This is a genomic window from Agromyces laixinhei (assembly GCF_006337065.1).
GTDB lineage: Bacteria > Actinomycetota > Actinomycetes > Actinomycetales > Microbacteriaceae > Agromyces > Agromyces laixinhei.
Genome location: NZ_CP040872.1, coordinates 1034835 through 1047013, shown reverse-complemented (window position 1 = coordinate 1047013; position 12179 = coordinate 1034835). Strand labels below are relative to the sequence as shown.

At 64.8% G+C, this 12179-nt stretch carries 9 protein-coding genes, 3 tRNA genes and 1 pseudogene; 9 read left to right on the top strand and 4 right to left on the bottom strand.

Annotation, left to right across the window (positions count from 1 at the left end; genetic code table 11):
- Positions 1–20 precede the first annotated feature (20 nt).
- The 5 genes and pseudogenes from FHG54_RS04925 (at position 21) to FHG54_RS04905 (ending at position 2849) form a co-directional block, all read left to right on the top strand.
- A complete protein-coding gene (locus FHG54_RS04925) occupies positions 21–788 on the top strand; it encodes an alpha/beta fold hydrolase (RefSeq protein ID WP_210415472.1) in 768 nt (255 codons plus the stop codon).
- A gap of 169 nt (positions 789–957) precedes the next feature.
- A tRNA-Glu gene (locus tag FHG54_RS04920) sits at positions 958–1030 on the top strand.
- A gap of 46 nt (positions 1031–1076) precedes the next feature.
- Positions 1077–1150, top strand: a tRNA-Asp gene (locus tag FHG54_RS04915).
- An 89-nt stretch (positions 1151–1239) separates the two neighbouring features.
- Positions 1240–1312 (top strand) — tRNA-Phe (locus FHG54_RS04910).
- Positions 1313–1509: 197 nt separating this feature from the next.
- Positions 1510–2849: pseudogene (locus FHG54_RS04905) on the top strand (ISL3 family transposase).
- Here FHG54_RS04905 and FHG54_RS04900 read toward each other — a convergent pair.
- Both FHG54_RS04900 and FHG54_RS04895 read right to left on the bottom strand, forming a co-directional pair.
- Positions 2818–4023, bottom strand: a complete 1206-nt coding sequence (locus FHG54_RS04900) for a tyrosine-type recombinase/integrase (protein ID WP_139416283.1) — start codon at positions 4021–4023, stop codon at positions 2818–2820. The pseudogene FHG54_RS04905 and the gene FHG54_RS04900 sit on opposite strands and share 32 nt — an antisense overlap.
- Positions 4023–4220, bottom strand: a complete 198-nt coding sequence (locus tag FHG54_RS04895; RefSeq protein WP_127794348.1) for an XRE family transcriptional regulator — start codon at positions 4218–4220, stop codon at positions 4023–4025. The genes FHG54_RS04900 and FHG54_RS04895 overlap by 1 nt, the downstream gene beginning before the upstream one ends.
- Positions 4221–4358: 138 nt before the next feature.
- Between FHG54_RS04895 and FHG54_RS04890 the strand changes: the two genes are divergently transcribed.
- Entirely contained in the window at positions 4359–5072 is a 714-nt protein-coding gene (locus FHG54_RS04890) for a hypothetical protein (protein ID WP_139416282.1), read from the top strand.
- A gap of 69 nt (positions 5073–5141) precedes the next feature.
- Positions 5142–6041, top strand: a complete 900-nt coding sequence (locus tag FHG54_RS04885) for an HIRAN domain-containing protein (protein ID WP_139416281.1) — start codon at positions 5142–5144, stop codon at positions 6039–6041.
- 108 nt (positions 6042–6149) lie between these two features.
- Here FHG54_RS04885 and FHG54_RS04880 read toward each other — a convergent pair whose 3' ends face one another.
- Positions 6150–7190, bottom strand: coding sequence for a serine/threonine protein kinase (locus FHG54_RS04880; protein WP_168197110.1), 1041 nt, complete (start codon positions 7188–7190; stop codon positions 6150–6152).
- A gap of 22 nt (positions 7191–7212) precedes the next feature.
- Here FHG54_RS04880 and FHG54_RS16305 point away from each other — a divergent pair, with 22 nt between their 5' ends.
- Positions 7213–7662, top strand: coding sequence for a hypothetical protein (locus FHG54_RS16305; protein WP_168197109.1), 450 nt, complete (start codon positions 7213–7215; stop codon positions 7660–7662).
- On the opposite strand, the gene FHG54_RS04870 is transcribed toward FHG54_RS16305, so the two are convergent.
- Positions 7606–8058 carry a hypothetical protein gene (locus FHG54_RS04870; protein ID WP_139416278.1) on the bottom strand — a complete coding sequence of 151 codons (453 nt, stop codon included), beginning with the start codon at positions 8056–8058 and terminating at the stop codon, positions 7606–7608. The two genes, FHG54_RS16305 and FHG54_RS04870, sit on opposite strands and share 57 nt — an antisense overlap.
- Before the next feature lie 435 nt (positions 8059–8493).
- Between FHG54_RS04870 and FHG54_RS04865 the strand changes: the two genes are divergently transcribed.
- Positions 8494–11937, top strand: a complete 3444-nt coding sequence (locus tag FHG54_RS04865; RefSeq protein ID WP_139416277.1) for a hypothetical protein — start codon at positions 8494–8496, stop codon at positions 11935–11937.
- Positions 11938–12179 lie beyond the last annotated feature (242 nt).

Below are 12179 nucleotides of genomic sequence, written 5' to 3'. Positions count from 1 at the left end.
TTGCGTGGGAGCGTTTCGGGGTGGGGCCCGCTCTCGTGTTCCTGCACGGCACGCCCTGGTCGTCAGCCCTGTGGCATCCGATCGCATCAGCACTCTCCCAGCGGTTCACGGTCTATCTCTGGGACATGCCGGGCTACGGCGCCTCCTCGAAAGAGGCGCAGCACCCGGTCGACCTGGGCGCGCAGGGTGAGTTGTTCGCGCACTTGCTCGAGCAGTGGGGTCTCGACCGACCGCACGTCGTCGCTCATGATCTCGGCGGCGCTGTGGCGCTTCGCACGCGATTGCTGCACGGTGCGCAGTACGCCTCGCTCTGCCTCGTCGACGTGGTGGCTCTGTCTCCGTGGGGCTCGCCGTACTTCACGCTGGTCAAGCAACACGCACGCGTCTTCGCGCAGTTGCCTCCGGCGGTGCACCGCGGGGCGATCGAGGCCTACATCCGAGGAGCAAGCCATCGCGGACTGCGCGACGATGACCTCGCAATGCTCGTCGAGCCGTGGGCGGATGACGCGGGGCAGACCGCGTTCTATCGCCAGATCGCGCAAGCCGACGAACGCTTCACCGAGCAGATCGAACCCGAGTACGGCACGCTCACTGAACCCGTGCACATCATCTGGGGCGCCGAAGACACCTGGATTCCCGCCGACCGGGCAGACCGGCTCCAAGGGGCGATCCCACACGCATCAGTCACGATCATCGAAGATGCCGGGCACCTCATCCAGCTCGATGCTCCCGCCGCGCTCTCCGCCGAGCTCACGCGATGGATGGCCACCGTCGAGCCCGTGATATGACGCGCACGCTCGCATGCCCGACCGCTGCACAGCCCGTCTTCGATTCGTCGCCCTCGGCCACTTCGCGGGCATCCATCATGAGTCAACGCGTCGTTGCGGGTCGTTTTGCCATCTCGCGCGACTGCACGTATGCTTGGCTGTCGGCGGGCGTGCCCAGGCATCGCCCTCCGGCCCCATCGTTTAGTGGCCTAGGACACCGCCCTTTCACGGCGGCAGCACGGGTTCGAATCCCGTTGGGGTCACTGCACGACGTACAATTGAATAGCTCGGTGTCGCAAGACACCACGAGGCCCTGTAGCGCAGTTGGTTAGCGTGCCGCCCTGTCACGGCGGAGGTCGCGGGTTCAAGTCCCGTCAGGGTCGCTCAGGCGACAAGCCCTTTCCCTTACGAGAGAAGGGGCTTTCTCCTTATCGAGGTATCTTTCTCGGCTTCGGCCGAGCGGATGCTTCGAGGCTCTGTAGCTCAGTTGGTAGAGCGTTCGACTGAAAATCGAAAGGTCACCGGATCGATGCCGGTCGGAGCCACAGTCAAAACCCCCGGTTTACCGGGGGTTTTTTCGTGTCAGTGGGTCATTCCGCGAGGACGCCGGTGAGGCTGTGCCATTAATGGGCGCTCCTGACTCTTCTGTGGGTGCCTGAGCGGGTCTGAGCGTGGCGCACGCCGTTCCCTGTATAGGTTCTGAGCTGTCGAAGGCATCAGAATCCAGGGTCAGGAGAACGGCGTGCGTGATGTCAGTTTATGGCGGGGTGTGCTCGGCCTCGAGAAGACCGTGATCGAACGAGTCGAGTTCGACGAGGACGTGCAGCTACTGGTCGCGCACGTGCGGCCCCGCTCGCGGGAGCGCCGCCGGTGCGGGATCTGTCGCCGCCGTTGCCCTGGCTATGACACCGGTCCTGGTCGGCGGCGGTGGCGGACGCTGGATCTGGGCACGATCCAGGCCTTCGTCGAAGCGGACTCACCGCGCGTTCGGTGCCGTGTCCACGGGGGTCGTTGTCGCCGCGGTGCCGTGGGCTCGTCACGACGCCGGTCACACTCACGTCTTCGATGATCAGGTGGCGTGGCTGGCCACGCAGGCGTCGAAGTCCACCGTGGTCGAACTCATGCGGATCGCGTGGCGCACGGTGGGGTCGATCATCACCCGGGTCTGGGCGGATGTCGAGGCCGCTCACGATCGGTTCGCCGGGCTGCGGCGGATCGGGATCGACGAGATCAGCTACAAGAAGGGCCACAAGTACCTGATGGTCGTCGTCGACCACGACACCCGCCGGCTGGTGTGGGCGGCGCCGGGACGCAGCAGCGCGACCGTGCGTGAGTTCTTCGACCTCCTCGGCGAAGAGCGCTGCGCACAGATCACCCACGTCAGCGCCGACGGGGCGGACTTCATCGACACGATCGTCGCCGAGAAGTGTCCGGACGCGGTCCGGGTCGCCGACCCGTTTCATATCGTGAAGTGGGCCACCGATGCGCTCGACGAGGTCCGCCGTCAGGCGTGGAACGACGCTCGTGCCCTGGCCCGCAAAGAGCCGGGGCGTGGGCGCGGGCGTCCCCGAGCGGACGCCCCACCGCGACCTGGAAGCGAGCGCGCCAAGGCGCTCAACGGTGCCCGCTATTCGCTCTGGAAGAACCCGGAGAACCTCACCGAGCACCAGCAGGTCAAGCTCGCCTGGATCGCCGCCACCGACCCGAAGCTTTATCGCGCCTACCTGCTCAAGGAGGGGCTGCGGCTGGTGTTCACGATGCCGTACGACGCCGCGGTCGAGGCTCTGGACCGGTGGGTCAGCTGGGCCCGCCGCTGCCGGATCCCGGCATTCGTGAAGCTGCAGAAGAGCATCGTCAAACACCGCGCCCGGATCCTCGCCGCGATTGAGCACAACCTGTCCAACGGGCTCATCGAGTCGACCAACACCAAGATCCGCCTAATAACCAGGATCGCGTTCGGCTTCAAGTCCGCCGAAGCACTGATCGCCCTCGCGCTGCTCAGCCTCGGCGGCCACCGCCCCGTCCTCCCGCGCCGGGCATGACCCACAGATCAGTCAGGAGCGCCCATTAATGTGCCATTAAGGTCGGCGGGGGTCCGCCCTTTGGTTCGTTGCGATGGTCCGGCGCCTGCGCTCTTGAGCGCGTCGTTGAGGGCCGCGCCAGTGCGCAGCGCGACGCCCTCGCGAGCGCGCGAGTAGCGCTCGGTGACCTGCAGGCTCGAGTGGCCGAAGGTCGCCTGCACGTCGGGCGCGGTGGCGCCGGCGTCGAACAGGATCGTCGCGAACGTGTGCCGGAGGTCGTGGATGCGCAGGTCGGGTCGACCGATCGCCTCGCGAAGCGTCTCCCAGTTTGCTCCTCGTCGCGCGTTGTGGTTGGTGAGTCGCCCGCCGTCGGGTCCGGCGAAGAGCAGGTCGCTCGCCTGCTTGCCTCTCGCGGCTGCCTCGGCGTACGGACGCAGCGCGTCGATCAGCGGGACGTCGCGCGACTTGTGGCTCTTCGGCGACTGCTCGATCAGTTCGCCGCGCTGGCCAGGACTCAGCGACCGGCTGACGCGGATGATGCCGCGCTCGAAGTCGACATCGCCCACGCGCAACGCGGTCGCCTCCCCCGCCCGCATGCCGGTGTAGACGAGGGCCGCGAGGTAGCCGCGGTATGCCCCTTCGGGAACGAGCTCGAGCAGGGCGCGAATCTGGTCGAGGGTGAGCGCGCGCGAGACCGGCGAGATGGACTCGCGCATGCTCGGACGCTTCACCTCTCGGGCCGGGTTGAAGTCGATGAACCGGGAGCGGCGCGCGCCATCCAGCAACCGCGAGAGCACGGCGAGCGCATCGTTCTTGGCGGAAGCCCCGCCCGACCACGCGACCATCGCCGACTCGATCATCGGCGAGGTGATCTCGTCGAGCCGGTGCCGGCCGAGGCTCGGCTTCACGCGGAGCCGCCAGGCGACCCCGTAGCTGCGGGCCGTCGCCGGGCGGATGGATGACTCGATCGCAGGCCAGTACTTGTCGTACCACTGGTCGAGCGTCATCGAGCCGTTCGGGTTGCGGCCGGCCACCATCTTCGCGAGTTCACGCTTGGCCTCGGCGAGCGTGAGGAAGGTGCGGGATCGCTCGGCAGCGCCGCCCTCGACACTCGGGCCGACGACGCGGATCTGGTACCGCTGGCGGTCGGCTCGCCAGCGGATGCCCTCGGGCAGCGGCCGACCCGTGCGCGGATCGACGCGCGACGGGGTGTCTCTCGTCGGCCGCCCGGCCATCAGTGTTCCGTTCCACCCCGCGCGAGCAGCTCGTCGATCGTGTCGGCGCTCCAGAGCAGGTGCTTGCCCATGCGCGCGTCCGGCTCGGGGATGAGTCCGTCGTGGCGCAGCTTGTCGAAGCTCGAGACCGGGATGCGACACCGCTCGGCCGCCTCGACTCGACTCAGGTACTCAACCCTCCACGCGGTGTCGGCCATGACGCTCCCCCTCGACTCATCGGCCGCCGGCTGGCATCTCGTGCATGCCGACCCACGCGCGGCTATTTGCAAGTACCTGAGATTACCATCGCGCACGGGTTTCGGCAAGTACCTGAGCTGTGTGGCTAGACTCGAGCCATGGGCCTTCCCGAACCGTCCCCATGGGCGAACCAGTCGCAAGACGGGCTGCTTGACACGACCGACCTTCCCGACGGGTGGCACCTCCCAAGCCGATTCGCCGGCGAGCGGAGCGACGACGCGAGCGCGCAGATCGACGAGCTCCTCGGTTACAACGACTGGGCAAACACCGACGAGCGGGCTCAGGGGCAGCAAGAGTCCGACCAGAACGAGACGATCGACGGCCGCTGGCGATACATCGAACACAATGCGACGCACACACGCGTCATGATCCGCCTGCAGCGCCAGACGTTCGCCGTACCGGGGGAGGTGCGAATCACCGGCGTCATCTACCTTCCCTGGCGGGCCGGAGACCCGATCACGAGCCAGCTCCTCCGCGAGCTGCCCACCGCCCGCATCGAGGCCGCGATCAACAAGCGCCTCTTCGCGATGAAGCGCACCGAGACGATCACCGGCGGCAAGATCGTGCTCCCGTCTGGGCGGAAGGTCAGCCGGCGGGATCTGCTCAAGCCGCTGGGTGACCCGAAGAAGGTCCCGGACTTCTACGAGCTGGTGGCGCTGCAGCACGGCCGGCTCACCCAGCAGGGCGACGCGAATCCGAGCGCGACGATGGCGCAGATCAACGGCGTCGCCCTCTCCACCGCGCAGGGCTGGATCACGAAGGCCCGAGACCGCGGGCTCCTACCGCCTGGGCGTCGCGGCCGCGCGGGATAGAGTCGCCAAGGTTTCGCTACACTCACGCGAGGAGGAGGGGTACGCCCTCCGCATATCGAGGAGACATCAATGGCTGGCTTCCTGTCCAGACTGTTCGGCGGCGGCTCAGGACAGGCTCGCACCACGGAAACTCAGCCAGCGCAGTCTGCAAGCAGTGTTGTCGCCAGAGAGGTCCCGATTGGCCGTGGATGGAACGACATCGAGGTCGCTGGCGAGGCGTACTATCGCGGCGGGCTCGCAAACATCTTTGGCAGCCTAGGGCGCCTTGAGGGTGGCGTGACGATGCAAGTGGCACAGCTAATCCCGGAACCGACGAACAAGTACGACCCGAACGCGGTCCGAGTCGTCGTCAACGGGCATCAGGTCGGCCACGTCCCGCAAGAGGACAGCAGGAATGTGGCGCGAGCTTGCAGTTCGGTGGGTCGCGGAGGCATCGCGGTAGTCCCGGCACGAATCTGGGCCCGCAACGATGACAACGTGTGGCGGGGAAGAGTAACGCTGATGTTTTCCGGCGACTCCGAGTCGGAAAAGGACTACGCGGCAGAGCGGCTCGCGAGCGAAGCGTACGAATCCGCGAGGCTTGTTGAGCAAATGCGCAAGGCCGAGGCAAAGGCTGCGCGCGAGGCGGAGAAGGAAGCTCGACGGACCGCTGGCGCCGTCGACGGTGAGTACTGGGCACTACTCAAACCGAGCATCGCCGAACTCAAGCGCCAACAGCGCTTTGACGAGGCCCGGGATCTGCTTGTGAAGTGTCGCGATGCCGCCGAACGGGAGGCAGCCTCGATGGGAGAGATCCCGAACCCGTGGGCGACCGAGCAATTGTCCGTAGTCCTGCGTCGACTCCGTGAGTTCCCGCAGGAGCTGGAGGCGTTGGAGCGCTACGTCGCTGCTTGCGGAGACCGCGAGATTCCGGACTCGGTGTCGTCACGGATTAGCCGGTCACGAATCACCGCCGAACGCGGTGCGTAGGCCCAAGCCCGACCTCAACGCAGACAGCGTCACTCGCTCGATCGATGCCTGAGTACGCGACGTGGGCGGGTCCGCTTTGGGAGGACGCTGCTCAATCAGCCCCCGTCGCTACGCACACTCCTGAACAAGCGTGCGCAACTCGGATGCGAGATTCGCATCGGCTACAACGCGATCACGAACGCCCGCAACGCGGCGACCGTTTCGCGAGTGTCGTGCTGAGAGGTGCACACCGACTGCGTTCCGGACAGCACAGATCGTCACGGGCGCCTTTGTTCCCCCATCTAGCTCAATGCAGTGGAGGTGATCGGGGTGCACCACACGTCTCCGATCCTGTGCGTTCGCGTACGCAGTTGCCAAGGCATTCCCGAACGCAAGAGCGGAATCGAAGCGTTTGTTCGGATCATGCCTCACCGCGCGACGCACAACGTTTGCGACGGATTGAGGGACGTGCGGTGCAAGCTCGCGGAGTTCCCGAATGTCGCCCCGCACGATTCGGTCTCTCTGCTCTGCGGGGTGGAGCCGGTGGTCGACTGGGTACTCACCGGATAGTAGGTAGAAGACGGTTGCACCGAGCGAGTAGATGTCGCTTCGAACCGAGCACCTGCCATTGTCGATGGCTGCTTCCGGCGCAACCGAGCACCAACTTCCCGCCGGTTCAGCCTCACCGATCTCGTCCATGGCGATGCAGTACTCGAGATCTGAGACGCGCACTTTGTCACCCTGTAGCAGGACGTTTGCAGGCTTCACATCGCGGTGAAGCATGTTGCTTTCGTGAACGCGATCGATACCAGCCGCAATCTGTTGGCCAAAGCGCACTGCGCTCCTCAGACCGACGCCGACGGGACTGGCGAGCTGTTCTAGGTCACCACCTGGGACCAGCGGCGTAACGATGTACCTGATGTCACTATTGATTACGACGTCCGCGTTCAACACATCGACGATGAACTCGCTCCGGAGCTGCTCGAGCCTTCGAGCTTCATCCCATGACTGGGATTGCCCTTGGCGAGGCTCCAACACCTTGAACGCAACGACGCGACGCAGATTCCGGTCGAATGCTTCGTAGACACTGCCGTCCCGGCCGAGCTTCCCCCGAAATTCGTAGCGATCGTTAACGACGGTTCCCGGCGGGTAGTCGGGCGCTGATGACATGCACTCAGGGTACTGTCGTGCAATGCGAGTTCTTGGCGTCTCCGTAATACCTGCGGCCGGCAAACCGCGCATCGTCGGCGTTGTCCTCAGCGGAACCACCGCCAGTCCTGTCGTCGAGGCCGACTTCGAACTCCGTGCCTCTTCTGTCGAACCCGCGGAGCAGGCCGTCGATCTCGCACGACTGCTTAGCGGGAAACTGCCATCGCTAGCATTCGAGAGAGCCGTGTTCCGCGTCGCCGGAACCTCCCCGGTTGCCCGACGTTCAAAAGCACAGTTCTCACGAGCTCACGCTGAAGGGGCCTCGATCTTCGTCGTGCGCGAGCACCTCGGCCAGCCTGTTGTTCTCGGGGATGCGCAGGCATTCGCCCGCCGCCTCAAGAAGAACGGCCTGGACGACGCGGTCGCGTACGCGAAGTCAATCGGTGCCGGCAAGTACGAGGCCGTACTTGCGGCGCTGTCCGAACTCGCGTGAATCAGGCGCTTGGGCGCTTGGGATAAGGACCGAGTCGACACCCTCAATCGACCATCGGAAGTCGTGTGCCACCAATGAGTGAAGCGCTATCGCAACGACTCGCTCGACGACGGTTTCCTCTCGGAGCCGCCGGGCCGCGTTGGCGATGAGCGTGCCGCTTGCAACATTGATGTCGACGATCACCGTCCGAGCGGAGCGACCGCCTCTGAGGGTCGGGTAAAGCATCATCGCAGCGCCGAGCAACCGCTCGCCGGCCGGGCTCGCCGCCACAACGGTGAAGGCCGACCACTCGTCGAAAGAGTCCACCAGTGTAGCGGCGGCAGCCCTCAGGGATCGGTGGTCATCGTTAACGACGACATTGTCGTTGCCGCGTTGGATGAGCTCGAGAATATCCATGCGCTCTCCTCCTTTCGCCGGATCCTATTAGAACACTCATTCGACCGCATCAGGTCAGTCGGCGGTTCGGGCATACCTGCTGCGACTGCCACCTTCCCGACGCTTCATGAGAGCGGTTAGCGGTCCAGCGCCGAGCCTAGGTGGCATGGAAGCCAAGGCTGCCGAGGAATGTCTTCGAAACGGCTACTGCACATCGCGACTCTGCTCGACCCAGCCAAGTGTGCTTCAGGTTCCACGGTCCTACACGACTCGGATAGGCAGGAGAATGTGCTCGTAGAGCACGATGCCGGGTTGACGGTTTTGGGGGTCTGAGTGGTCGCAGGGCGAGGCAGCGTTGGGGGTGCCGCGGGAGAAGCTGGCGCCGAGTATCGTCGCGCGGTTGCTTCCTATCTGGTGGCGAGCGGCATAGCCGGAGCACCAGTAGCCGGGCTGGATGTGCCGACAGAGTACGCCTTCGTCAGAGCGGTCGGGCTCGAAACGGACGACGCCGTCGACGACATTTCGGTTTCGTTCGATGATGGCTGGATGGCCCTCATTCAGGCGAAGAGAAGCCTCGACGCCGGCGCGTCTTTGTCGAAGGCGGTTACTCAGTGGGTCGCGGCGGTCAAGCAAGGCGTCAACCCCGCCAAGACGCGTCTCGTTATTGCGTCTGGGAGGCTCTCGGGAACCATGCATTCCATGCGCCGATGGCTCCAACGGCAGAAACTGACAACACCCGCGGCGGACACGGGCGAGGAGCAGTCGCTTAGGGTGAAGCTTCGCGAGAAGCTGTCGGAGCTCAACGACGAACAGTTCGAGCAGGTGCTCAAAGTAGCCGTGATTTGGGAGGTCCAGGCGGAGCAGCCCGAAGAACCCGGTGCGCAGGTCGCAATCGGATTGCTGAGGGCCGAGCTCCAGGATCCGAAACAAGCAATGCTGGTGTGGGGGCTCACTCTCCAGGAGGCCGGCCGTGTAGCTCGCTTGCGAGGTGGGAACGACCTAGACGCATGGTTGACGGCGCTCCGTGCTGGTGGTGCCGGTTTCAGGGAACTGTCTGCGTCGCCAGCCGGGCTCTTCGAGAAACGCGAATCTGCTCTCGACCGATATCGTCTGAGCGTCCGACGGCGTGGTTGGGAGATCGACCTACGCTCGCTCGGCGCGGCCCTGCCGAATGTCGCACTCGCTGAAGCCGATGCGGACGTTCGCGTGGAACGGTCAGTCGACGGCCATACCGTCGGCCGCCCACTGACGTGGGCATTCCTCCGACGTGTGCGCTGCGTCCTCACTGGTCTGCCAGGAGCAGGAAAATCCACAGCCATGCGCCGGGCTGCCGCAGATCTTTGCGCCGGCGGGCACTTGCCGATACCCCTTCTGGCGTCGCTACGTGAAGTCAACGCGCTGGATCACAGTCTCAGCTTCCGCGACCGCTTGCTCGCCATCGCTCTGAAAGACTGCACAGCCTCTGATCGGGAGGTACTGCGGGCTGAGTTCGAGGTGCGGCTCGATGGAACACGACCGGTTGCTGTATTGCTCGATGCGCTCGATGAGACGTACGACCACCGAGCAGAGGTCATCAGCGACGTGCAACGGTTCACGGAAACGTTGGATGCCGGCGTGCCGGTCCTGCTAAGCACCAGGGACGTCGCGTACGCGTACGCCGAGACACTGGGCTGGCCACACGTCAACCTCATGCCACCCGCGAATTCCGGCGTCACCATCGGTGCGATACTTCGGCTAGCTGCCCCGACCCGGGAGGGGGTAAGCGCTGGTGAGTGGATCGAGGTCCGCCAGCGATGGGCAAACGACGTGCTCGCGAGCGATAGCATCCTTCGCGAGACACCCCTGATACCAATTCTGCTCACGTTGCTCGCCACGCGCACCGATGAAAGCGGGCTCCCGCACCGCCGGGCGGACGTGCTCCGGGAGGCCGTAGACGAGGTCGTCACGCGACGTGAGCTGAGACGCAATGACGGTCACCCTCTCGGGAGGCTTGAAGGAAGCGCACTCCCTATTGCGGGCCTCCACGCGTTCGCGGTTGAAGCGAGAACGCTGATGGACCACAACGGATCGGTGAGCCTCACCGCCCTCGTGGAAGTTGTAGGTGCCGAGCTAAGCCACCAATGGGACCTCGCACCAGGCGACGCGAAAGCGGCATCACTTGATGCGATCCGTCTATTCGACGAAAGCGGGATATTCACCATCGGCACATCGTCGAGTCAAGTAACTCCCCGCATCGTTTTCTTCGCAGAGATCGGAGACGCGATGCACGCCGTTGCCAACCCAACCACGTTGTCCACCTGGACCGGCGCTCGTATCGCTGCGGAGAATCTCGAGTCCGTTGTGCTTGCATGCGCGCTTGATCCTGCCACCGCGGGCGCCGCGGCGGTCGAAGTTCTGCGAGCAACGCCGTCGAACGTGCAGCTTGCTCGCGCGCTGGCACGTGCCATTCGTGAAGGCGCCGCGTTGGCCGAGCGGGAGAGGCGAGAGATCCTCTCGTCGCTCATCGAAAGCTTGAACCTCGGTACCGACGAAAGCTGGGACTGCTGGGACGACCTCCTCGAGATGTGCCCGCCGACGGACGCGCACGAAAGCATAATCGCGGCGGCCCGCTCCCATAGTGAGGATCACGCACTCGTCGCCGAGACGACGCTTGCGCTCCGGTTCACTCAGCCGTCTCCTGAGGACCTGATCGAGCAGGTGCGAAAGCTCATGACGCTTAGCAGTTTGCCGAAATCGGCCGGCGGCACTGGACGGGAGTCACGCGACTTTTGGAGCGTCCTGCGCCACGTCGGCTCATTGGCAACCGCGCAGTCGCAGGCAGCTGGCTTCCTCGCCGAACACAGTCCGGAGAACGTCGACTTGCTTGTGCAGAGGATCATGCACGGTCCAGCGATGCTCGCCGATCCGCTCACGCAAGTTCTGGTGGATCACGGCTTCGACGCTGAGGTGCGTGAGATCGTCGAGGCACGCACCGACGAACCGGGACGGATCAGACTCGCGGCCTGGCTTGACGACCACGAGGAGGCCCGAGAATCGGAAACAGTCGAGCAGATCGCTGAGGGCCAGCGCCTCTCCATGACGGGGCGCGAATCCGTCGCACTTGATTCGCTGGCATCGCTTCTCCAAGCCCTCCGTCTGGAGGACTACGGCGACCCCTTCCACGCACAGAGTCCCGCAGTCCGGCGTTCTGTATTCACAGCGGTGGCCGAACTACTCGGGCTGGACATGAGCGAACTCGCCACCGAAGCCTCGATTCTCCTTGAGCGGATGGGCGAGACAAGGTCGTCCGCGCCATTCGATGCGATGTTCGACCCCCCCGCGCCACGACAACCTGAGTGGGCTCGCCTCGACGACCCCGATTCAGCCGTGCACGCGCTTGCAAGCCAGTTCCTTCTGACCACGACACAAGCCCGCGTAGCCGCTAGATTCCTTTGGGCAACACCACAAGCTGCCACGGCCGCGCGTCTCATCCGTGATCTGATCCCCAAGCTGCACAGCTCTCCGGAGCATGAACGACTCGCTGCCCTTACTCTGTCCTCGCTCTCTGGCCAGCCTGAGCCATCAATCTGGCTGAATGATCCGGACCCGGTGTTGAGGGCAGCTGCGGCGGCCATGACGGAGTTCGACCGCCGTCGAGTTGACCCGCGCCTTGCTCTGCTGTTGAACGATGTGGACGGTCACGTTCAGGAGGCCGCCATCGATGCTCTCGCGCGCATTGCGCCTCCGGATGCCCGTGGCCTCTTGGAAGCGATTGCGGAGCGCCCCGAACCCGGATGGGAATGCCTCAGTTGCCGAACCGTAAACTCGGCGGGCTCGCGCGAGTGCCAGAAGCCGAGCTGCTTTCGATCTCCACCCCACCCGAGCTCCACCGCGCGGGAGGCGCTACTTAGGCTCTCCTGAGTCGCGTGCGCCGAACGAAACTGGCGATCTGAGGAGAGAGACACACCGCCTATCCGGAGGTGGCGAGCATCTGGGTCTCATTCACGAGGCGCGCGGGAGCGAAACCATGCTTTCCAGGTGTGCTGCGACTGCGGCGGATGCTCAACATCGACGACATGGCGTGGGAGCGCACCTAGCGAGGCACCCGCGTCACGCTCGGGGCTGCTGGGTTCTCACCCGACATACCGGTCACGCGCTCGGCG

Coding starts and splice junctions, on each gene's coding strand:
- FHG54_RS16305 (WP_168197109.1), top strand. CDS start 7,213: ATGCGAGTTCTTGGCGTCTCCGTAATACCTGCGGCCGGCAAACCGCGC.
- FHG54_RS04900 (WP_139416283.1), bottom strand. CDS start 4,023: ATGGCCGGGCGGCCGACGAGAGACACCCCGTCGCGCGTCGATCCGCGC.
- FHG54_RS04895 (WP_127794348.1), bottom strand. CDS start 4,220: ATGGCCGACACCGCGTGGAGGGTTGAGTACCTGAGTCGAGTCGAGGCG.
- FHG54_RS04880 (WP_168197110.1), bottom strand. CDS start 7,190: ATGTCATCAGCGCCCGACTACCCGCCGGGAACCGTCGTTAACGATCGC.
- FHG54_RS04870 (WP_139416278.1), bottom strand. CDS start 8,058: ATGGATATTCTCGAGCTCATCCAACGCGGCAACGACAATGTCGTCGTT.
- FHG54_RS04885 (WP_139416281.1), top strand. CDS start 5,142: ATGGCTGGCTTCCTGTCCAGACTGTTCGGCGGCGGCTCAGGACAGGCT.
- FHG54_RS04890 (WP_139416282.1), top strand. CDS start 4,359: ATGGGCCTTCCCGAACCGTCCCCATGGGCGAACCAGTCGCAAGACGGG.